This window comes from Kitasatospora aureofaciens, assembly GCF_001188955.3.
GTDB lineage: Bacteria > Actinomycetota > Actinomycetes > Streptomycetales > Streptomycetaceae > Kitasatospora > Kitasatospora aureofaciens.
Window position 1 is genome coordinate 108265 of record NZ_JPRF03000013.1, and the last position, 22296, is coordinate 130560.

Genomic DNA, 22296 nt, shown 5'->3' on the forward strand with positions numbered 1-22296 from the left:
TCTGTCTGCTGTCATCTGTCAGTTGCCGGTCCCCCGCCCCCGCACCGTCCGCAGCACTCCGTACGCCGCCAGCGGCAGCACCACCAGCAGCGCGGCCCAGAAGGCCCCGTGCCCCCACCAGTTCGCGACCGCGCCGAACAGCCCCTCGAACACCGGGATGCGCAGCGCCTCCACCGGCCCCAACGCCCCGGGCCAGGCCCCCAGGAACAGCGTTCCGAGGATCCAGCCGACGAACAGCACCCGCGCGGTGACCGGCGTCCCGAGAGTGCTCAACAGCGACACCGCCGCCAGCAGGATGACGAACCCCGCCTGGTAGGACGCACCGGTCTGACCCGTCCCCCAGGAGTCCGGCGTCCGGTGCACCCCGGCGGCCGCGAGCCGCACCTCCACGACCGCCCAGAGCAGCAGCACCAGCACCCCGGTGCTGCCGAGCGCGAACCGGAGCCGGTCGCGCGTCCCCGCCCGGCCTTCCCGCCACGCCCCGGAGGCGGCCGCCTCCCGCCGCGGCTGCCCATCGGCCCCTGCGGCCCGCGAGACCCGCGCGGCGCGCCGGTCGAGGTCCCGCCAGCCCTCCCGGACCTGCCGCCGGGCCTGCTGGGCAGGCTTGAGCAGCCGGTCGCAGGCCCGCTCGATCAGCACGAAGGCCACCACGACCGCGATCACCGCCACGATCCCGGCCCAACTCCCCATACCGCCCTCGAACATGACCACCCGCTGGGCCACCGGCTGCGGCGCCTCCACCGCCGTCATCGGCGGTCCGAGCCGCAGGTAGCCGATCGTGAGGGCGCCCACGCCGGTCAGCAGGCCCGTGCCGAAGCCGACCCGGGCCGGGAAGAAGGCGAGCACGGCGGCCGCCACGAAGGCCGCGCCCAGTTTGCCGACCACCTGCTCCGCCGCATGCTTCCCGGCGGAGTGCAGCGGCCCGCCGAACAGGTCCGGCGAGAGGTCGAGCCGGTGCCCGCCCTCGACCGGGAGGCGCAGCACCGCCCCCGCCCACAGCAGCAGCCCGAGACCCACCACCAGCAGCGCGACCGCCGCCACCCGGCGCGGCAGCATGGTGCGGGCGTACGGCCACCAGAGCCGCAGCCGGGCCGCCCAGTCCACCGGTGGCCGTCGGCGCCGCTCCCGCCACAGCCGGGCCGCCCGTCCGGCCCTGGCCCGTCCCTCCCGCAGCATGCCCGCCTCCGGCTCGGGCTGCTCGGGCCGCCCGCGGCCGCGCCGTCGCAGCGCCTCCGCCGCCACCATCGCCGCCCGTCCCGAGACCTGCCCCTGGTCGGCCCTGCGCCGGCGGGCCACCGAGCGCACCGCCGAACGCGCCCCGGCGCCCGCCGTCAGCGCCCCGTCCACCACCGCCGCCGCCACCACTGCGGCGAGCTCCGAAACCCGTGCGGGCAGCGGCAGTCGATGCAGTGCGGCGGGCAGCGGGGAGAGCCGGGCGAGCAGCCGGTACCGCTCCTCCGGGCGGATGCTCAGCCAGACCGCCAGCCGGTGCGCCTCCTCCCGCTCCTCGGGGCTGAGCCCGCCGCCACCGCGGCGCCCGCCGCCGACCGTACGGGCCGTGCGCTCCACCTCGGCGAGCACGTCCGGGAGCGCCGCGAGGGCGAGCAGCCGCGAACAGTGCTCGCCGGAGCACTCGGGATGGAAGCAGTCGTAGCGCGCGGCGACGGCCGGGGCGCCGCCGCGGACCAGTTCGTCGACGAAGGCGGCGCCGTCCGGTTCGGTGGCGATCCGCTCCAGTCCGGCCGGGTCGATCGGACGGTCGCGGTAGTGCGGGACGGCGGACGGCGCGTAGGCCGCGCCGAGGGCGAGCACGGCGACGCCGGCCACCGCCTCGCGCCGGGGGCCGGGTGCGCGGACCACGTCCGTGAGGTAGTGCAGGTCGAACACGGAGTCCTTGACATCGTCGCGCAGCCAGTCCCGCAGCCGCTCCGCCCCCACCGCCGCCAACCACCGCGCCGCCGCACCGGAGTTGCGCAGCAGCACCTCGGTGAGCCGGACCGGGTCGGTGAACGGGTCGCCGAGGAAGGTGATCGGCCGACGGGCCTGCGGGCGGCGCCGGACCACCTCCGGGCTGCCGCCGGCCAGCCAGCTGCGGACCTCCGGGGCGGTCCAGCGGTCCTCCGGCTTCTTGGTGAACAGGCCCTGAAGCAGGAGGAGTTGGCGCTGGTCGGTGACGGCGGCGAGGTCCACCTCCTCGCCCATGACCAGTTCCAGCTCCAGGTCGTGGTCGGCGGCCCGCCGGCCGTCCGGCCCGACGAACCGGGGGCGGCCGACGAACAGCTCGTACAGCACGTTGCCGAGCCCCCACCAGGGCCCGGCCTCATGGTTCTTGCCGGCCAGTTGCTCGGGGGCCATGTAGGCGACGGTGACCATCATCGCGGAGGTGAAGCGGCGGCTGTCGGTGAGCCGGTCGACGCCGCCGAAGTCGGCGATCACGAACTCCCCGGGCCCCCGGCCGGGCCGAACCAGGATGTTGGCGGGCTTGAAGTCCAGTGGGTTGCGCTGGATCCGCCGCTGCCAGAACTCCAGCAGCGAGACCAGCTCGTAGACGATCTGCTCGGCGGTCCGCGGGTCGGTGTGGGCGCCGCTGCGGCGCAGTTCGGCGACGTGCGCGGAGAGGGTGACCGGCAGGTACTCCATCGCCACCCAGTCGACCAGCGCGCCGTGGTGGCGCACCCGCCCGAAGTCGATCAGGTGCGGTACGTGCCGCCGGAAGCCGTCGTTGCGCAGGTGGGCGAGCAGCTCGTGGTCCATCGGCTGGCCGACGACGGACACCTTGACCGCGGCGTCGGCGCCGCCGTCGGTGCGCCGGACGTACCAGACGGTGCCCTCCGCGCCGGCGCCCGCCTTGCCGAGCGGGGTGAAGCGGGCGCGCAGGGCGTCGGGGAAGCCGTCCTCGGACGGGTCCCCGCCCTCGCACGGGCCGCCGTGCGCGGCGGCCCCGTCCGGGGCGGCGGCGCCCACGGGCCCGGGGCCGCCGTTCGGGCTGGGGCCGGGGCCGATGCTGTCCTGCCAGGACGGTCCCTGCGCGGCCCGGGGCCGCACCACCTCGGTGTCGGCGTCCGGGTCGTACCGGCCCGGTGTGCCGGGCCGGACCCTGGTCGCGGCCTCCGGGTCGTGGCGGGGGCCGGGCATCCGCCGGGTGGCGGCCTCCGGGTCCACCGCGGCGGTCTGCTGGGCGCCGAGCCGGGACGCCCCGTCCGCGCCCGCCTCCGTACCGGCCCGCGCACCGCGCCGCCGGTCCCACGACCCCCGGAACCGCGAGCCCCGTTCCCGCGACCCCCAGTCCACCCTGGTCCGCGGCGGCTCCCCCGGCGTCCCCTGGCGTCGGTCCTCCCCGACCGGCCCGGCGTCCTCCGTTGCGCCCATGGCGGCGTTCCCCTCCCCGTGCCCCGGGGCCGGTGCGAGGGCCGTGACTGCGAGGGCCTTGACTGCGGGCGCACCGGTGCCGGGTGGTGATTTTGACGCGTCATCATCCCGCATACCGGTCAGGACCGGAGGGGCTTTCCGCAACGCTTCCGGAACGGTTGCCGGACCGGAACAACAGCCGGGAGTGAGACCAGGGACGGCCGGGAACGCGGCCCGGGGGTCACCGCTCCTCGACCGGGCGCCCCTTCGGCTCCTCGACGATCCGGCGGGCGATCTCGGCGGGCCGCACCGGGCGGCCGAAGTGCCAGCCCTGCGCCCAGTCGCAGCCCATCTCGCGCAGCCGCTCGGCGTCCTTGCGGGTCTCCACGCCCTCGGCGGTGACGTTCAGTCCGAGCGTGTGCGCCATCGACACCAGGCCGCTGACGATCCGCCACCCGGTGGCCCCGTCCTTCGCCGGGTCGTGGAGGTCGCCGACGAAGGAGCCGGCGATCTTCAGCCCGGAGACCGGAAGGTCGCGCAGGTAGGCGAGGTTGGACCAGCCGGTGCCGAAGTCGTCCACCGCCAGCGACACCCCTTGGTCGACCAGCCCGTGCAGGGTGCGCAGCGCCTCGTCCTCGGGGCCGACCACGGTCGACTCGGTGATCTCCAGCTGCAGCCGGGCCGGGTCCAGGCCGGTGCTGTCCAGGATCCGGCCGAGGTCGGTGACCAGCGCGGCGCTGCGCGCCTGCCGTACCGCCAGGTTGACGTTCAACTGCGGTGCGGCGTCGCCGTACTGCTTGATCCACTCGGCGGCCTGGCCGCAGGCCTGCTCCAGCACCCAGCGGCCGAGCGGCATGATCAGCCCGGTCTCCTCGGCGGTGGTGACGAACTCGTCCGGGCCGAGCACGCCGAGCTGCGGGTGGCGCCAGCGCACCAGCGCCTCGACGGCGGTCATCCGGCCGTCGGCGAGGCGGTAGAGCGGCTGGTAGTCGATGAAGAACTCGCCGCGGTCCAGGGCGGCCGGCATCCGGACCGACACCGCGTAGCGGCTGACCGCGCGGGCGTTCTCCTTGGGGTCGAACAGCGTCCAGCGGCCGCGGCCGGCCTCCTTGGCGCGGTACAGCGTCAGGTCGGCGGCCCGGACGGCGGCGCCGGGGGTGGTGGTGGACACCCGCCGTTCCAGCACGCCGACGCTGGCGCCGACGGCGAGCTTGTGGTCGCCGATCAGCACCGGCCCGGCCAGCGCCTTGAGCACCGTCTTGGCGGCGGCCACCGCCTCCTGCTCGCCGCGGCAGTTCTCCAGCAGGACGACAAACTCGTCGCCGCCGAGCCTGGCGACCAGGTGGCCGAGCGGGGTGAGGGCGGCCTTCAGCCGGGCGGCGACGGCGGACAGCAGCTGGTCGCCCATGTCGTGGCCGAGGCTGTCGTTGACCACCTTGAAGCCGTCGAGGTCGACGTAGCACAGGCCGAAGCGGGCGCCCGGCTCCGGGTTCTCGAACAGCTTCTCCAGCCGTTCGAAGAAGGCGGCGCGGTTGGGCAGGCCGGTCAGCGGGTCGTGGGTGGCCTGGTGGCGCAGCCGCTCCTGGAGCCGGTAACGGTCGGTGACGTCCTCCAGCATCGCGACCTGGTACTGCGGGACGCCGTCGTCGTCGCGGATCAGCGAGACGGTCAGGTGGGTCCAGATGATCTCGCCGTCCTGGCGGTAGTACGGCTTGTCGAACTGGAAGTACTCCCGCTTGCCGCTGATCAGCTCCTCGTACGCCTCCCAGACGCCCGGGGTGTCCTCGGGGTGGACGAGATCGCCGACCCGGCGGCCGACCATGTCCGCCGGGGCCGCGCCGAACAGCTCCTGGAGGGCCTTGTTGACGGCCAGGATGTTGCCGTCGGTGTCGCCGATGCCGATGCCGATCGCGGCGCTCTCGAACAGGGCGCGGAACCTGGCCTCGGAGGCGCGCAGCGCGCGCTCGGCCTCCTTGCGGGCGGCGTCGGCGGCGGTGCGGATGGCCTCCTGCTCGCTCAGGGTGCGCTCGCGCAGGGCGTTCGCCCAGCCGGCCGCGAAGGCGCCGGTGAGAGCGGGGCCGCGGTCGTCGCCGATCGGCTGGGACTGCAGCAGTTCGACCGCGCGGGCGAGCAGGACGGGGTCGGTGAAGTGCGCGTCGACCAGCTCGGCGCCGGCCTGGGCGGCCAGCCGGGGCTGGAAGGGCTCGTCCAGTTGGGCGCGGTGCAGCAGCGCGGCGGTCCGCGCGACCAGCCGGCCGAGCAGTCCGGGGTGGACGGCGATGCCGTGGTCGGCGGAGAGCAGCCGGGACCAGTCCTCGTGGAACCGCTCGGCGCTGCCGTTCACCGGGGTCGTGCCGCTCATCCGGCCGCCCCGGTTCTGTGTCGCGTGCTTCGGGCCGTGCCGGGTCCGGTGGTGCGCGGGCCCGGTCGCCCGGTGGTGCGCGGGCCCGGTCGCCCGGTGGTGCGCAGGCCCGGGCGTCCGGCGGCCGTCCCACGGGGCGTACGGCCGTCGGTTGCGCGCCCGGTGCGACCGTTCAAGAACGGAACCCCACGCCCGCCACCCCGGCGATCCGCTCGGGGTGCTCGCCGACGGTACCCGGCTGGTCCGGGCGCCACCGCGGCAGCGGGACCACGCCCGGCTCGACCAGCTCGAAGCCGGCGAACATGGCGGTGACCTGCTGGTTGGTGCGCATGGTCAGCGGGGTCGGGGTCATCCGGTAGAGCTTCTGGTGGTCCTCGGCCTGGTCGGGGCGGGCCTCCAGGGAGGCGTGCGAGAGGGCCAGCGCGCTGCCCGCCGGGAGCCGGTCGCGGATCGTGGCGATCAGCTTCGACGGGTTCTCGTCGTCGCTGACGAAGTGGGCGACGGCCACCAGCAGGACGGCCACCGGCTCGCCCTCGGCCAGCAGTGCGGCCACCTCGGAGCGGTCCAGCAGGTCCTCGACGTCGCGCAGGTCGGCCTGGACGACGGCGCTGTCCGGGTCGTCCTCCAGCAGCAGGCGGCTGTGGGCGACGGCGACCGGGTCGCGGTCCACGTAGACGACCTTCGCCCCGGGGCGGATCGCGCGGGCGATCTCGTGCACGGCGCCGAAGGTGGGGATGCCGGAGCCGATGTCCAGGAAGCGGGTGATGCCCTGCTCGGCGAGGAAGGTCACGGCACGGCGCAGGAAGGCGCGGTTGGAGCGCATGATCTGGGGCAGCTCGGGCCACAGGGCGAGCGCCTTGCGGGCCATCTCGCGGTCGACCTCGAAGTTGTGGGAGCCCCCGAGGTAGTAGTCGTACACCCGCGCGGCGTTCGGCTTGTCCAGGTCCGTACCTTCCGGTACCCAGCTCGGTCGCCGCATGCCTGTGACTCCTTCACTCCGGTTCCGGGGGTGCAGCGCCTGGAGATGCTGCCGTGACTGATGAGACTACAAGCCCAGCAGATCCTCCCCCGCACCCCGAACGGGTGCAAGCGGAGTGCGCACTTCCCCGGGGTCCGCGCTCTCTGCCCGGAATCACCGGGCGTTCGCTCCGCGGTTCGCGCCCGCTCGCCCTCGTTCACCCCTCGGGCGGCGGGTGCCCGACTAGGGTGGGCGCGTGGATCCCAACCACTACCGCTTCCGGGGCGTGTGGCGGCTCGCGGCGCCCGCGTCGGCGGTGTACGCGGCGCTGGAGGACGTCCGGGGCTACCCGCTGTGGTGGCCCGAGATCCGCGAGACCCGGGAGACCGGCCCCGACAGCGGGGAGGTGGTGATCCGCGCCCTGCTGCCGTACCGGCTGGTGATCGGTCTGGAGACCCGGCGGCGCGACCCCGCGGCCGGAGTGCTGGAGGCCGCGATGCGGGGCGACCTCGACGGGTGGTCGCGGTTCACCGTCACGGCGGACGGGCCGGGCGGCGCGGCGTGCCGGGTGCTGTTCGAGGAGGACACCCGGCCCGGCAAGCCCCTGCTGCGACGCCTCGCCCTGCCGCTGCACCCCGTGTTCCGGGCCAACCACGCGGTGATGATGCGCCGGGGGCGCCGCGGGCTGGCGGCGTACCTGGCGGGCAGCGGCACCCACGGAACGGGCGAGCGGGAGGCGGCGAACAGATGACAGCTGACAACTTTCAGCGAACAGATGACACCTTTCGAAATCTGTCAGCTGTCAGCCGTCCGCCGGCCTCCACCGCCGCCTGCGACGACCCGGCCGCCTTCGACGTGCCGTTCGCCTTCGACGCCCCCTTCGACCGCACCGGCACCGGCAGCAGCAAGTGGGCCCGGGCCGCCGCCCCCGGGGTGATCCCCATGGGCCTGGCGGACATGGACCTGCCCGGCCCGCCCGCCGTCGCCGAGGCGCTGGAACGGCGCGCCCGCCACCGCGCCTACGGCTACACCGTCTGCGACCCGGCCGGGCGGACCCTGGTCGCCGACTGGTACCGCACCCGGCACGGTGCCGAGGTGGACCCGGACTGGGTCCTGCTGCTGCCCTGCGGCCCGCGCACCGCCCTCCGCCACCTCCTGGAGACCGTACGGACGGACGCCGCGCAGCCGCAGCCCCCCGTCCTCTTCCCCACCCCCGAGTGGGGCGGCTTCGCCCAGCTCTGCCGCGCGGCCGGCCTCCCGTACCTCGAACTGCCGCTGCCCCTCGGCCTCGACGGCTACCGCCTCCCGCGCGGCCCGTTCGCCGGCCCCGCGTCGGCCGTGCTGCTCAGCAACCCCCACAACCCCTCCGGCACGGTGTGGCCGCCCGGCCGGCTGCGGTCCCTGGCCGAGTACGCCGCCGAGGCGGACGCACTGCTGGTCTCGGACGAGGTGCACGGCGACCTCACCCACCCCGGGCGGGCCCACCCCGTCGCCGTCACCACCGTCGAGCCCGCCCTACGCCGCCGCGTGGTCACCCTCAACTCGGTCGGCAAGACCTTCAACTGCTCCGGCATTCCCAGCAGTTTCGCCCTCGTCCCGGATCCCGGGCTGCGCGCCCGCCTCACCGACACCCTGGCCGGCTACGGCCTCTGGGAGGGCGGCCTGCTGGAGCAGACCGTGCAGCGGGCCGCACTGGCCGAGGGCGGCCCCTGGCTGGACGCACTGCTCGCCCACCTCGCCGCCGCCCGCACCCGGCTCACCGACCGCCTCGGCCCCGCCGTCCGCTCCACCCCGCACGCCTCCTACCTGCTCTGGCTGGACGCCGCCGCCCTCGGCCTGCCGCCCGCCACCGCCCGCGCGGCGCTGCTGGAGCGCTGCGGCCTGGAGGCCTCGGACGGCGCCGAGTTCGGCCCGGGCGGCACGGGCTCGCTACGCCTCAACTACGCCCTGCCGGGCCCCGTGCTGGACACCGTCCTGGAGCGGCTGGACCGGCTGTGACCGGGGCATGTGCCCCTGCCGGACACGCCGCCCCCGCTCCTCGCCGCACCACCTCCGGACCCCCGCATTCACCCGTTCGCCACGTTCCTGACCTGCCGGAACGAACATTCACGCGATATTTGCGGAGCGGCCCGGCATGCTCCGTAGCAGACTGGGCAGGGTAGACCGGGCCGCAATCGTGATCCCGAGGATGGTGAGTCCGGTGATACCGACGTCCCGCACCACTCCGCCCGACCGGCAGAGCGCGCCGCCTCCCCCCACGGGGGTGACCCCGCTGACCGAATCGGGGGCGCTCAGCCACGTGTCGGGCGTCTGTTTCAAGATCGGACCGCCCAGTCTGGTGGGTGTCGAGGTCGAGTGGTTCGTCCATGACGACCGATGTCCCACTCGTCCCGTCCAGCCCGAACTGCTCCACGCGGCGCTGGAGTCGCTGCCTCTCGGCGGCCCCGACGGCACCTCGCTCCCCTCCGGTTCGCGCCTCACGCTCGAACCCGGCGGACAGGTCGAGCTCAGCTCCCCGCCCGCCACCGGCCTCCTGGCCTGCGTCGACGACACCCGTCGCGATCTGACCGCCTTGCGGGCCGCCTTCGCGGCGCAGGGCCTCCGGCTCACCGGCACCGGCACCGACCCGCTCGCCCGCCCGCGCCGGATGGTGCTGGACCACCCCCGCTACCTCGCGATGGAGCGCTTCTTCGAATCGGCCGGCCCCTGGGGCCGGGTCATGATGACCGGTACCGCGTCCGTGCAGGTATGCCTGGACGCCGGCGACGCGGACGGTCCGCACGCGGCCGAACGGCGCTGGCAGCTGGTCCACCGGCTGGGTCCGGTGCTGGTCGCCGCCTTCGCCAACTCCCCGGTCCTGGACGGCAAGCCGACCGGCCACCGGTCCACCAGGCAGACCGTCTGGTCCCGGATGGACCCGTCCCGCACCCTCGCCCCCGAGTCCGACCACGGCGACCCGCGCGAGGCCTGGGCCCGGTACGTGCTGGACGCCCAAGTCGTGTGCGTGCGACGGCCGGAGGGACTGCCCTGGACGGCCCCGCCCGATCTGACCTTCCGCGACTGGATCCGCGGCGGGAGCGAACGCCCGCCCACACTCGCCGACTTGGAGTACCACTGCACGACCCTGTTCCCGCCGGTGCGCCCGCGCGGCCACCTGGAGCTGCGGATGATCGACGCCCAGCCCGGAGACGGCTGGATGGTGGTCACCGCACTGGTCACCGCGCTGCTGGACGACCCGGTGGCCGCCGACGCCGCGTTCGCCGCCCTGGAGCCGCTGGACGCCCTCGACCGGCAGCAGGGCGCCGCCGCCCCGCGCCCCCCGCGCAGCGCGGCCTGGCGCCGCGCCGCCACCCTGGGCGTCGCCGACCCCGAGCTGCGCCGCGCCGCCCTCACCTGCTTCGACGCCGCCGACGCGGCGCTGGGCCGCCTGCCCGGCGCCGGGCGGCTGCGCGCCACCGTCGCCGAGTTCGCCGAGCGCTACCCCGCGCGCGGCCGCTGCCCGGCCGACGACCAGCTGGACGCCCTGCGCTCCGGCACCCGACGCACTCCGCCGGAGGAGGCATCATGACCGACGTCCGACCGCCCGCCGCCCCGGACACGGGCACGACGGGCACCGAGGCGCTGCGCGAGGCCATCGCCGCCGAACTGCTGGCCGCCCGCGCCCGGACCGCCGCGCTGACCGACTGCGTCGAGGACGCCGACCTCACCGCCCAGCACTCTCCGCTGATGTCGCCGCTGGTCTGGGACCTCGCGCACATCGGCAACCAGGAGGAGCTCTGGCTGCTGCGCAACGTCGGCGGCCGCGACCCGATGCACCCCGAGATCGACCCGCTCTACGACGCGTTCCAGCACCCCCGGGCCGAGCGTCCCGCCCTGCCGTTGCTGCCGCCCGACGAGGCCCGTGGCTACGCCCACGAGGTGCGCGGCCGGGTACTGGACCTGCTGGCTGCCAGCCCCCTGGAGGGGGCGCCGCTGCTGGACGCCGGATTCGCCTTCGGGATGATCGCCCAGCACGAGCAGCAGCACGACGAGACGATGCTGATCACCCACCAGCTCCGCCGCGGCGAACCCGCCCTGGCCGCTCCCCCGCCACCGCCGGCCCCCGCCGACGCGGCCACCCTGCCGGCCGAAGTCCTGATCCCGGCGGGCCCGTTCACCATGGGCACGGACACCGAGCCGTGGGCGCTGGACAACGAGCGCCCGGCGCACACCGTCGATCTCCCGGCGTACTTCCTGGACACCACCCCGGTCACCAACGCCGCCTACCAGCGCTTCATCGCCGACGGCGGCTACGACGACCCGCGCTGGTGGACGAAGGAGGGCTGGGACCACCGCCTGCGGGCCGAGCTGAGTGCCCCGCTGTTCTGGAAGCAGCAGGACGGCCAGTGGCTGCGCCGCCGCTTCGGCACGGTCGAGCCCGTCCCGCCGAACGAGCCCGTGCTGCACGTCAGTTGGTACGAGGCGGACGCGTACGCCCGCTGGGCCGGGCGGCGGCTGCCGACCGAGGCCGAGTGGGAGAAGGCGGCCCGGCACGACCCGGCCACCGGCCGCTCCCGCCGCTACCCCTGGGGCGACGGCCCGCCCGGCCCCGAGCAGGCCAACCTCGGCCAGCGCCACCTGCGCCCGGCCGCCGCCGGCAGCTACCCGGAAGGCCGGTCACCGTACGGGGCACGGCAGTTGATGGGCGACGTGTGGGAGTGGACGGCCAGCGACTTCCACCCCTACCCGGGGTTCCGAGCCTGGCCGTACAAAGAGTACTCGGAGGTCTTCTTCGGGCCCGAGTACAAGGTGCTGCGCGGCGGCTGCTTCGCGGTGGCCCCGGTCGCCTGCCGGGGCACCTTCCGCAACTGGGACTACCCCGTCCGTCGGCAGATCTTCTCCGGCTTCCGTACCGCCCGTAGCGCGGAGGAGTCCTGATGTGCCGTCATATCGCCTACCTGGGCGAGCCGTTGGCGCCGCAGGAGCTGCTGGTGCACCCGCCGTACGCACTGTACCGGCAGTCCTGGGCACCCCGGACCCAGCAGTACGGGACGGTCAACGTGGACGGCTTCGGCCTGGGCTGGTACGCGGACGGTGACGAACTGCCCGCCCGCTACCGGCGGGCCGGGCCGATCTGGGCCGACGCGACCTTCGCCGACCTCGCCCGGGTGATCCGCACCGGGGCACTGCTGGCGGCCGTCCGCTCCGCCACCGAGGGCTGCGCGGCGGGCGAGGGCGCCGCTGCGCCGTTCGCCGCCGGTCGCTGGCTGTTCAGTCACAACGGCGCAGTGGCGGGCTGGCCCGGCAAGCTGGACGCACTGGCCGCCCTGCTGCCGCCCGCCGAGCTGCTGGAGCTGGAGGCCCGTAGCGACTCCGCCCTGCTGTGGGCCCTGACCCTGCACCGGCTGCGCCGGGGCGCGGACCTCGGCGAGGCGCTGGCGGGCACGGTGGCCGACGTCGCCGCGCACACCACCGGGCGGCTCAACCTGCTGCTCACCGACGGCACCTCGCTCGCCGCGACCACCTGGGGCGACGACCTGCACCACCGGGGCCTGCCCGGCCTCGGCACGGTGGTGGCCTCGGAGCCGTACGACGACGACCCGGGCTGGACGTCCGTCCCGGACGGCTCCCTGCTGCTGGCCGATGCCGGGGGCGTCCGCGTCCGACAGCTCCCCAGCCACTACTGACCCTCCGCTCTCCCTTCATCTTCTGAACAGAGGAACCACCCTGTCATGGACACTTTCGATCTCACCCGACTGCTGCCCGCCGACCACTTCAGCACCGCCCTGCGCCACGACGTCCGGCAGGGGCTGACCGCCGACCCCAAGCGGCTGCCGCCGAAGTGGTTCTACGACGCGCGGGGCAGCGAGCTGTTCGAGGAGATCACCCGACTGCCCGAGTACTACCCGACCCGCGCCGAGCGGGCCATCCTCACCGCCCGGGCCGGCGAGATCGCCGCCGCGACCCGGGCCCGCACGCTCGTCGAGCTGGGCTCCGGCTCCTCCGAGAAGACCCGGCTGCTGCTGGACGCGCTCCGCTCGCTCGACACCCTGGAGGACTACGTCCCGGTGGACGTCAGCGAGAGCGCGCTGACCTCGGCCGGCGCCGCGCTCGCCGCCGAGTACCCCGGACTGGCCGTGCACGGCGTGCTGGCCGACTTCACCTCCCGGCTCGGCCTCCCCCCGGAGGGCGGCCCCCGCCTGGTCGCCTTCCTCGGCGGCACCCTCGGCAACCTGCTGCCGAAGGAGCGCGCCGCCTTCCTGCGCGGGCTGCGCGCCACCCTGGACCCCGGCGACTTCCTGCTGCTCGGCACCGACCTGGTCAAGGACCCCGCGGTGCTGGTGGCCGCCTACGACGACCGCGCCGGGGTGACGGCCGAGTTCAACCGCAACGTGCTCAACGTGCTCAACCGCGAGCTGGGCGCCGACTTCGACCCGACCGCCTTCGAGCACGTCGCGCTCTGGGATCCGGAGCAGGAGTGGATCGAGATGCGGCTGCGCTCGCTGCGCGCGCAGACCGTGAAGATCCCGGCCCTGGACCTGCCGGTGCACTTCGACCGGGGCGAGGAGCTGCGCACCGAGGTCTCGGCCAAGTTCCGCCGGGAGCGGGTGGCCGACGAGCTGACGGCGGCCGGGCTGCGGCTGACCCACTGGTGGACCGACCCCGAGGGCCGGTTCGGGCTCTCGCTGTCCGCCCCGGCGTGAGCCGCGGGCCGCAGCCACAGGCCGTAGCCGCAGGCCGCAGCCGCAGGCCGCAGCCGCAGCCGTCGGGAAGGGGTTCAATTTGCTTGTTCACCTTACGAATTCTCCGAGCTGGACCTGAGCCTCCCCGCATACAAGGCTTGAACGAATACGGGTTACGATCTCGACTACCGCTCAGCGTTGAGTACCAGGAGTCAAGATCGTGAGTGTCACCCAGAAGCCCTCCGGGGCGGCCGAGGCCACCGCGCCCGGCCGCCTCGGGTTCGTCGTCTTCATCACCGCCGCCGCAGCCCTCGGCGGCTTCCTGTTCGGCTACGACAGCTCCGTCATCAACGGTGCCGTCTCCGGCATCCAGGGGAAGTTCGGAGTCGGCAGCGGCGAGACCGGCCTGATCGTCTCCTCGGCGCTGCTGGGCTCGGCGGTCGGCGCCGCCCTGGCCGGCCGGTTCGCGGACCGCTACGGCCGCATCAAGGTCATGAAGGCGGGCGCGCTGCTGTTCGCGGTCAGTGCCGTCGGCTCGATGCTGCCCTTCTCCCCCTGGGACCTCGCCCTGTGGCGCGTCCTCGGCGGCGCGGCCATCGGCATCGCCTCGGTGATCGCCCCGACCTACATCGCCGAGGTCGCCCCGACCAAGTACCGGGGCCGGCTGGCCTCCTTCCAGCAGGCCGCGATCGTGCTCGGCATCGCGATATCCCAGCTGGTCAACTGGGTGCTGGCGGACGCCGCCGGCGGCGACACCCGCGGCCACCTGCTCGGCCTGGAGGCCTGGCAGTGGATGCTCGGCATCTGCGTCGTCCCGGCCGTGGTCTACTTCGTGCTGTCCTCGGTGATCCCCGAGTCCCCGCGCTACCTGATCCAGGCCGAGCGCCTGGACGAGGCCCGCAAGGTGCTGACCGAGGTCGAGGGCGATGGCATCGACACCGACGCCCGGATCGCCGAGATCCAGTCGCTGATCGCCTCCGACCACCGCCCCCGCTTCCGCGACCTGCTCGGCGGCCGCTTCGGCCTGCTCCCGATCGTCTGGGTCGGCATCGGCCTGTCGGTCTTCCAGCAGCTGGTCGGCATCAACGTGATCTTCTACTACTCGTCGATCCTGTGGCAGTCCGTTGGCATCGACCAGAGCAACTCGCTGCTGATCAGCTTCATCGGCTCGGTCATCAACATCCTCGGCACCGTGATCGCGATCCTGCTGGTCGACCGGGTCGGCCGCAAGCCGCTCGCCCTGATCGGCTCGGCCGGCATGGCCGTCACCCTTGCCGCAGCCGGCTGGGCGTTCTCCTCCGCGACCGGCTCCGGCGACAACGTCTCGCTGCCCGACCTCCAGGGCACCGTCGCGCTGATCTCCGCCAACGCCTTCGTGCTGTTCTTCGCGATGTCCTGGGGCGTGGTCGTCTGGGTCATGCTCGGCGAGATGTTCCCCAACCGGGTCCGCGCCGCCGCGCTGTCCGTGGCCGCCTCCGCCCAGTGGATCGCCAACTGGGTGATCACCGTGTCGTTCCCGTCGCTCTCGCGCTGGAACCTCTCGGCGACCTACCTGGTGTACGCGGCCTTCGCGGCGCTGTCGATCGTCTTCGTGGCGAAGTTCATGAAGGAGACCAAGGGCGTCCGCCTGGAGGACATGGGCTGACCAGCCGCCCATCGGCTGATCCGACGATCAGGCCTTCGGCCCCCGCACCCTAGCGCGCTGAGCGCCGATGCGGGGGCCGAATCGTTCACTCCCTGTGCCGGGTCCGCGACCTCCGGTACTCCTGTGCGACAGGAGGGATGTGTCCTTGATCTTCGACCGGATTCGCACCCGCAGAACCGCCACCGCCCCGAGCGGCGGCTGTCCGTACGCCCACGGCCACCCGGCCCATGCGCCGGGCGCTCTCCCGCAGCAGCCCGTACCGCAGCGCCCCGACCCGCAGCCACCCGTACCGCAGCAGTCCGTACCGCAGCGCCCCGACCCCCAGCCGCCTGCATCGCACCGCCCAGGCCCCCGACTTCCGTCGGTGCCAATGCCGTTCACCGATCCCGACCGGGCCGCCGAGTTCATCCGCCAGTTCCACCGCGAGCAACCCGCCGCCGGCACCCCGGAGTCGAGGCTGCGCGCCGTCCGGGAGGAGATCGGCCGCACCGGCAGCTACCGGCACACCCCCGCCGAACTCGCCTACGGCGCCAAGCTCGCCTGGCGCAACGCCGCCCGCTGCATCGGCCGGCTGTACTGGCGCAGCCTGGTGGTCCGCGACCTGCGCCACCTGTCCGCCGCGGACGACATCGCCGCCGAGTGCTTCGAGCACCTGCGGCTGGCCGGCAACGGTGGGCGGATCCGCCCGGTGGTCTCGGTGTTCGCCCCCGACCTCCCGGGCCGCCCGGCCGCGCGGATCCTCAACCAGCAGCTGGTCCGCTACGCCGGGCACCGGGTCGACGGCGCCGTCATCGGCGACCCGGCCGGCGCCGCGCTCGCCGCCCGGGCCCGCGAACTGGGCTGGAAGTGCGCCGAGGACCGCTTCGAGCCACTGCCGCTGCTGATCCAGGAGCGCCCGGACGAGCGCCCGCACTGGTACGGACTCCCGGACGACACGACCCTGGAGGTGCCGCTGAGCCACCCCGACCACGCGTGGTTCGCCGAGCTCGGACTGCGCTGGTACGCGGTGCCCGCGATCAGCGACATGACGCTGGAGATCGGCGGCGTCCGCTACCCCACCGCGCCGTTCAACGGCTGGTACCTGGGCACCGAGATCGGCGCCCGCAACCTCGCCGACGCCGACCGCTACGACATGCTCGGCACCGTCGCCGAACGACTGGGCCTGGACACCTCCAGCGACCGCACGCTCTGGCGCGACCGCGCCCTGGTGGAGCTCAACCTCGCGGTGCTGCACTCGTTCCAGGAGGCCGGGGTGACGGTAGCCGACCACCACACCGAGTCGGAGCGCTTCCTCAGGCACGTCGCCCAGGAGCAGCGGCTCGGCCGCCCGACCCCGGCGGAATGGAGCTGGATCGTGCCCCCGGTCTCCGGCGGGCTGACACCGGTCTACCACCGGTACTACGACCCGGTGGACCCGGAGCAGCGGCCGGCCTTCCTCGCCCGCGAGCCCTGGTAGGACGACGCGGAGCGCCTGCGCCGGGTCGGAAGCGGCGCCGTACGGAGCTACCGGACCGGCCGCGCGGCGAGGCGCTCGAAGCGCAGGACGAGCCCCTCCAGCAGCGCCTCCAGCCCGGTCTCGAAGGCGCCCTCGTCGACCGTCCCCCGGTGCCCCGCGAGCCGGTGCGCCTCGCCGAGGTGCGGGTAGTCGGCCGCGTCGTAGACCTCGGCGTCCGCCGGGAAGCCGGCGGCGAAGGAGGCGAGTGCCGAGCCGGTGACGAAGTAGCGCATCAGCGCGCCGATCCGGGTGGCCTGGCCGCGCGGCCAGCCGGAGTCGACCAGGTGACCGAACACGGCGTCGGCCAGGCGCAGCGCGTTGGGCCGCCGCCCCGGTCCCTGGGCGAGCACCGGGACGATGTTGGGGTGGGCGGCCAGCGCGGCGCGGTAGGAGCGCGCCCACGCCCGCAGCGCCTCGGGCCAGGGGGTGTCCGGGCGGCCGAACATCGACAGGTCGACTTCCCCGATGACGCTGTCCACCACCGCGTCCAGGAGTTCGTCCTTGGTGGCGAAGTGGTTGTAGAGCGACGGCCCGCTGACCGAGAGCTCGGCGGCGAGGCGGCGGGTGGAGAGGACCTCCAGCCCTTCGCCGTCGATCAGCCGCAGGGCAGCGGCGACGATCCGGTCGCGGCTGAGGAGCGGGGTGCGCGGGCGGGCCATCGGGTCGCTACCTCCGGTCGGGTGGGTGGGGACCGATTCTGGCAGGTGCCCCTTCCCAGCGCGGCGGGTCGGAGCTACAGTCCCCTCGTAAAACTTACAGCGCTAGTTTAACGAGGTGGCCACCGCCGTGAACCTGGAGTTGTCCGAGGAGCAGAGCGCCGTCCGGGACCTCGCCGCCGCCTTCACCGACCGCGAGGTCGTGCCGTACGCCGCCGAGTGGGACCGCGCCGAGTCGGTGGACCGCGCGATCATCGGCAAGCTCGGGAAGGTCGGGTTCCTCGGCCTGACCATCCCCGAGGAGTACGGCGGCAGCGGCGGTGACCACCTGTCGTACTGCCTGGTGCTGGAGGAGCTCGGGCGCGGCGACTCGGCCGTGCGCGGGATCGTCTCGGTCTCGCTCGGCCTGGTCGGCAAGTCGATCAACGGCTTCGGCACCGAGGAGCAGAAGCGCCACTGGCTGCCCCGGCTCACCTCGGGCGAGGCGCTCGCCTGCTTCGCGCTCACCGAGCCTGGCACCGGCTCGGACGCCGCCAACCTCACCACCCGGGCCGTCCGGGACGGCGACGACTGGCTGATCAGCGGCGCCAAGATGTTCATCACCAACGGCACCTGGGCCGATGTCGCCCTGGTCTTCGCCCGCACCGGCGGCAGCGACCCAGAGCAGCGGGGCCACCGGGGCATCACCGCCTTCCTGGTCCCCACCGACCTGCCCGGCTTCGGCCGCACCGAGGTCCACGGCAAGCTCGGCCTGCGCGGCCAGGCCACCGCCGAACTCGCCCTGAACGACGTCCGGGTGCCCGACAGCGCCCGGCTCGGCGAGGTCGGCAAGGGCTTCACGGTGGCGATGGCGGCCCTGGCCAAGGGGCGGATGTCGGTCGCGGCCGGCTGCGTCGGCATCGCCCGCGCCTGCCTGGAGGCCGCCGTCCGGTACGCGGGCGAACGCGAGCAGTTCGGCAAGCCGATCGCCTCGCACCAGCTCGTCCAGGAACTGCTGGCCGGCATCGCGGTGGACGTCGAGGCCGCCCGGCTGCTCACCTGGAAGGTCGCCGACCACATCGAACGCGGCCTGCCGTTCGCCACCGAGTCCTCCGTCGCCAAGCTCTACGCGAGCGAGGCCGCCGTCCGGGCCGCCAACAACGCGCTCCAGGTCTTCGGCGGCTACGGCTTCATCGACGAGTACCCCGTCGGCAAGTACCTGCGCGACGCCCGGGTGATGACCCTCTACGAGGGCACCAGCCAGATCCACCAACTGCTCATCGGGCGTGCCCTGACCGGCGTCAACGCCTTCTGAGATCCGCAAGCGCATCCCACCCCTCTCGACAAGGAGCACGACGTGCGTCCCGTCTACTTCGCCGCAGCCCGCCGCACACCCATCGGCCGGCTGCGCGGAGCGCTCGCCACGGTCCGCCCGGACGACCTCTCGGCCACCGTGCTGCGCGCCCTGCTCGCCGACGTACCCGCCCTCGACCCGGCCCGCATCGACGACGTCTACTGGGGCGCCGCCAACCAGGCCGGCGAGGACAACCGCAACGCCGCCCGGATGGCCGTCCTGCTGGCCGGGCTGCCGGAGACCGTCCCCGGAGCCACCGTCAACCGGCTCTGCGCCTCAGGCCTGGAGGCCGTCACGCTCGCCGCCCGGGCCATCGGCTCCGGCGAGGCCGAGGTGGTGCTGGCCGGCGGCTGCGAGTCGATGACCCGCGCGCCGTTCGTCCTGCCCCGCCCCGACGAGGCGCTCCCGCACCGGATCGAGACCCACGACACCCGGCTCGGCTGGCGGCTCACCAACCCGCGGATGGCCGAACTGCACGGCGTGCTCAGCATGGGCGAGACCGCCGAGGAGGTGGCCGGCCGGTACGGCATCGGGCGCGAGCGCCAGGACGCCTTCGCGCTGCGCAGCCACCAGCGGGCCGCGGCCGCCCGCAAGGACGGGCACTTCGACGCCGAGCTGATCCCGGTCGAGCGGCCGGACGGGGTGACGGTGACCCAGGACGAGGGCGTCCGCGAGGACACCAGCCTGGAGAAGCTCGCCAGGCTCAAGCCGGCCTTCCGCCAGGGCGGCACCGTCACCGCCGGGAACGCCTCGCCGATGAACGACGGCGCGGCCGGACTGGTCCTGGTCAGCGAGGAGGCGCTGCGCGACCTCGGGCTGCAGCCGCTCGGCCGGTACGTGGCCGGGGCCTCGGCCGGAGTGCACCCGGACGTCATGGGCATCGGGCCGGTGCCGGCCACGGCCAAGGTGCTCGGCCGGGCCGGGTGGAGCCTCGCCGACCTGGACACCGCCGAGCTGAACGAGGCCTTCGCCGCCCAGGCGCTGGCCTCCGCCGACGGCATCGGGTTCAGCCCGGAGCGGGCCGACGAGGTGGTCAACCCGAGCGGCGGGGCGATCGCCCTCGGCCACCCGCTGGGCGGCTCGGGCGCCCGCATCCTCACCACCCTGCTGCACCGGATGCGCCGCACCGGCGCCCGGCGCGGCCTGGCCACGATGTGCGTGGGCGTGGGGCAGGGTACGGCCGTGCTGGTCGAGAACGTCTGACGGATTTTCGAGTGAGCGGAGGAACTGAGATGGCGCGTTTCGCAGGGAAGGTCGCCGTGGTGACCGGCGCGGCGCAGGGGATCGGCGCGGCCACCGCCCGCCGGCTGGCGGAGGAGGGCGCGACGGTCGCCGTGGTCGACCTGACCGCCGAGCGGGCGGCCGGGACGGTCGCCGAGATCACAGCCAAGGGCGGCACCGCCAAGGCCTACGGCTGCGACGTGGCCGACTACGAGGCCGTGGACGCGGTGTTCGCGCGGGTGGTGGAGGAGCTCGGCGGGCTGCACATCCTGGTGAACAACGCCGGGATCACCCGGGACAACCTGTTCTTCAAGATGCCCAAGGCCGACTGGGACACCGTCCTGACCGTCAACCTGACCAGCGCGTACAACTGCAGCCACGTGGCGCAGAAGTACATGGTGGCCCAGAAGTACGGGAAGATCGTCTCGCTCAGCTCGCGCTCCGCGCTCGGCAACCGGGGCCAGGCCAACTACGCGGCCGCCAAGGCCGGCATCCAGGGACTCACCGCGACCCTGGCGATCGAGCTCGGTCCGTTCAACATCAACGTCAACGCCGTCGCCCCCGGCTACATCGCCACCGCGATGACGGCGGCCACCGCCGAGCGGGTCGGCGCCACCGCCGAGGACCACCAGGCCGAGGTGGCCGCCCGCACTCCGCTGCGCCGGGTCGGGCAGCCGGAGGAGATCGCCTCGGTGGTGGCCTTCCTGGCCAGCGAGGAGGCCTCGTACGTGAGCGGGCAGACGCTGTACGTCAACGGCGGGGCCCGGTAGTCCCGGCAGCCGGCGCGATTCCGACGACTCCGGTGGCTCCGGATTGAAATGGGTGAGCGCTGGGTAGATACGGTTAATATTCATTGAATGTTACTGACGTGTCATCACATCGCCGTCCCAGGTGCGTGGTTACTTTTTCCTGGGACGGCCTTTACCTTTTCGCGTGGCCGATCATGACCATCTACCTGGTCGGACGACCCCACCAAATGACTATGGCATGATCATGCGGCGCTCGATGGGATGTCCAAACCGACCCGACCGGACCTGGTCGGGCCCTCTGCGTCCCAAGGAGTCCCATGGGCAGCCCCGCCACCCTCCGCCGCGCCCTGGCTCTGCTCGCCGTGGGGGCCACCGCCCTCACCGCCGGCACCATCGCCGTTCCGGCCGTCGGCGCCGCGACCGCCGCCCCCGCGCACGACCTCTCCGGCGTGCACGTCCGCCCGGCCTCCTTCGGCCACCACCTCGCCACGACCCGCCCGGCGCCGCTGACCACCACCCAGTGCGTCAGCCAGATCGGCATCCACTGCTACTCGCCCGTCCAGTACCAGGCCGCCTACAACCTGGCGCCGCTGTACAAGGAGGGCATCACCGGCAAGGGCCGCACGATCGTCATCGTCGACTCCTTCGGCTCGCCGACCATCCAGCACGACCTGGAGGTCTTCGACAAGCAGTGGGGTCTCAAGGACACCCAGGTCGAGGTCCGGAAGTGGGGCAACGTTCCCGCCTTCGACCCGAAGAACCCCGACCACACCGGCTGGGCCGGCGAGACCACCCTGGACGTCGAGTACGCCCACGCGATCGCCCCCGACGCCCACATCGTCCTGGTCGAGACCGGCGTCGCCGAGACCGAGGGCACCACCGGCCTGCCCGAGATGATGGACGCCGAGAAGGACCTCATCAAGAAGGGCGTCGGCGACGTCATCTCGCAGAGCTTCGGCGCCACCGAGAACACCTTCCCGGGCTACGACAAGGGCGACTTCAAGTCGCTGACCGACCTGCGCTACGCCTTCAAGGCCGCCGCCGACCGCAACGTCACCGTCCTCGCCGCCTCCGGCGACAACGGCGCGACCGACTCGCAGTCCAACGGCACCGACCTGTACCCGTTCAAGGTCAACTCCTGGCCGTCCTCGGACCCGCTGGTCACCTCCATCGGCGGCACCCAGCTGACCCTGGACGACAAGGGCAACCGCACCGCGCCCGACAAGGTCTGGCACGACAAGTCCGGCGCCGGCGGCGGCGGCGTGTCGGGCATCTTCTCCCGCCCGTGGTACCAGGCCGGCGTCGCGGACGTCACCGGCAACCACCGCGGCACCCCCGACATCAGCATGAGCGCGGCCGTCGACGGCGCCGCCTGGACCTACGAGTCCTACGACCCGACCGCGGTCGGCTGGCACCTCACCGGCGGCACCAGCGAGGCCACCCCGCTGTTCTCGGGCATCGTCGCCCTCGCCGACCAGCTCGCCGGCCACCGCCTCGGCCAGCTCAACCCGAGCCTGTACGGCCTGAGCCTGCTCCCGAGCAACTGGAGCGGCATCGTGGACGTCAAGGAGGGCGACAACAGCTGGGGCGGCGTCACCGGCAACAACGCCACCCAGGGCTACGACCTCGCGAGCGGCCTCGGCACCATCGACGGCACCAAGTTCGTCCACGCGATCGCGGGTGACGTGCTGGGCAACGACAACAGCCAGGGTGACGAGCAGTAAGCAGTCGCGGGTGGTCGGCGTGCGGCGGTCGGTGTCCGACAAGGGACCGCTGGCGGCTGACAACTGACAAGTGACAGCGAACGGATAACAGATTTCATCATCTGTTATCCGTTCGCTGTTTTCTGTTTGCTGTCATCTGTTCG

16 protein-coding genes are annotated in these 22296 nt (G+C 73.7%); 12 read left to right on the top strand and 4 right to left on the bottom strand.

The features are described 5' to 3' along the window. Nucleotides 1–18: 18 nt before the first annotated feature. The 3 genes from HS99_RS06520 to HS99_RS06530 all read right to left on the bottom strand — a co-directional run bounded on the left by HS99_RS06520 (nt 19) and on the right by HS99_RS06530 (nt 6689). Complete coding sequence (locus HS99_RS06520) at nt 19–3369, bottom strand: protein kinase domain-containing protein (RefSeq protein ID WP_063737799.1); 3351 nt, start codon at nt 3367–3369, stop codon at nt 19–21. A 220-nt stretch (nt 3370–3589) separates the two neighbouring features. After that, nucleotides 3590–5710: a putative bifunctional diguanylate cyclase/phosphodiesterase gene (locus HS99_RS47675; RefSeq protein WP_050366434.1), complete on the bottom strand. Its 2121-nt coding sequence runs from the start codon at nt 5708–5710 to the stop codon at nt 3590–3592. A gap of 172 nt (nt 5711–5882) precedes the next feature. Continuing rightward, nucleotides 5883–6689, bottom strand: coding sequence for an SAM-dependent methyltransferase (locus HS99_RS06530; protein ID WP_030281169.1), 807 nt, complete (start codon nt 6687–6689; stop codon nt 5883–5885). 235 nt (nt 6690–6924) lie between these two features. On the opposite strand from HS99_RS06530, the gene HS99_RS06535 reads away from it, so the two are divergent. From HS99_RS06535 to HS99_RS06570, 8 genes are all read left to right on the top strand, one after another. Then, a complete protein-coding gene (locus HS99_RS06535; protein WP_046387291.1) occupies nt 6925–7419 on the top strand; it encodes an SRPBCC family protein in 495 nt (164 codons plus the stop codon). Beyond that, a complete protein-coding gene (locus tag HS99_RS06540; protein WP_078958635.1) occupies nt 7416–8666 on the top strand; it encodes an aminotransferase class I/II-fold pyridoxal phosphate-dependent enzyme in 1251 nt (416 codons plus the stop codon). The genes HS99_RS06535 and HS99_RS06540 overlap by 4 nt, the downstream gene beginning before the upstream one ends. 265 nt (nt 8667–8931) lie before the next feature. Beyond that, nucleotides 8932–10236, top strand: coding sequence for an ergothioneine biosynthesis glutamate--cysteine ligase EgtA (gene egtA / locus HS99_RS06545; protein ID WP_030281163.1), 1305 nt, complete (start codon nt 8932–8934; stop codon nt 10234–10236). Next, nucleotides 10233–11585, top strand: a complete 1353-nt coding sequence (egtB, locus tag HS99_RS06550; RefSeq protein ID WP_030281160.1) for an ergothioneine biosynthesis protein EgtB — start codon at nt 10233–10235, stop codon at nt 11583–11585. Before egtA ends, egtB begins: the two co-directional genes overlap by 4 nt. Then, complete coding sequence (egtC, locus tag HS99_RS06555; protein WP_030551442.1) at nt 11585–12334, top strand: ergothioneine biosynthesis protein EgtC; 750 nt, start codon at nt 11585–11587, stop codon at nt 12332–12334. The genes egtB and egtC overlap by 1 nt, the downstream gene beginning before the upstream one ends. Before the next feature lie 45 nt (nt 12335–12379). Then, nucleotides 12380–13351: an L-histidine N(alpha)-methyltransferase gene (gene egtD / locus HS99_RS06560; RefSeq protein ID WP_030281157.1), complete on the top strand. Its 972-nt coding sequence runs from the start codon at nt 12380–12382 to the stop codon at nt 13349–13351. 199 nt (nt 13352–13550) lie between these two features. Beyond that, nucleotides 13551–14975, top strand: a complete 1425-nt coding sequence (locus tag HS99_RS06565; RefSeq protein ID WP_050366436.1) for a sugar porter family MFS transporter — start codon at nt 13551–13553, stop codon at nt 14973–14975. Between the two features lie 370 nt (nt 14976–15345). Beyond that, nucleotides 15346–16431 (top strand): nitric oxide synthase oxygenase, encoded by a 1086-nt coding sequence (locus HS99_RS06570; protein ID WP_043387972.1) that lies wholly within the window; start codon nt 15346–15348, stop codon nt 16429–16431. A 47-nt stretch (nt 16432–16478) separates the two neighbouring features. Here the strand turns inward: HS99_RS06570 and HS99_RS06575 are convergent, their stop codons facing one another. Continuing rightward, complete coding sequence (locus tag HS99_RS06575) at nt 16479–17129, bottom strand: TetR/AcrR family transcriptional regulator (protein ID WP_030281151.1); 651 nt, start codon at nt 17127–17129, stop codon at nt 16479–16481. A 127-nt stretch (nt 17130–17256) separates the two neighbouring features. Between HS99_RS06575 and HS99_RS06580 the strand changes: the two genes are divergently transcribed. The 4 genes from HS99_RS06580 to HS99_RS06595 all read left to right on the top strand — a co-directional run bounded on the left by HS99_RS06580 (nt 17257) and on the right by HS99_RS06595 (nt 22153). Next, nucleotides 17257–18420, top strand: coding sequence for an acyl-CoA dehydrogenase family protein (locus tag HS99_RS06580; protein WP_030281149.1), 1164 nt, complete (start codon nt 17257–17259; stop codon nt 18418–18420). 42 nt (nt 18421–18462) lie between these two features. Next, nucleotides 18463–19662 carry a thiolase family protein gene (locus HS99_RS06585; protein ID WP_030281146.1) on the top strand — a complete coding sequence of 400 codons (1200 nt, stop codon included), beginning with the start codon at nt 18463–18465 and terminating at the stop codon, nt 19660–19662. Between the two features lie 29 nt (nt 19663–19691). Continuing rightward, nucleotides 19692–20450, top strand: coding sequence for a 3-oxoacyl-ACP reductase FabG (fabG, locus tag HS99_RS06590; RefSeq protein WP_030281144.1), 759 nt, complete (start codon nt 19692–19694; stop codon nt 20448–20450). A 296-nt stretch (nt 20451–20746) separates the two neighbouring features. Further along, the gene (locus HS99_RS06595) at nt 20747–22153 is read left to right on the top strand and encodes a S53 family peptidase (protein ID WP_046386510.1); all 1407 of its coding nucleotides are present in this window, start codon (nt 20747–20749) and stop codon (nt 22151–22153) included. The last annotated feature ends 143 nt before the right edge of the window (nt 22154–22296 follow it).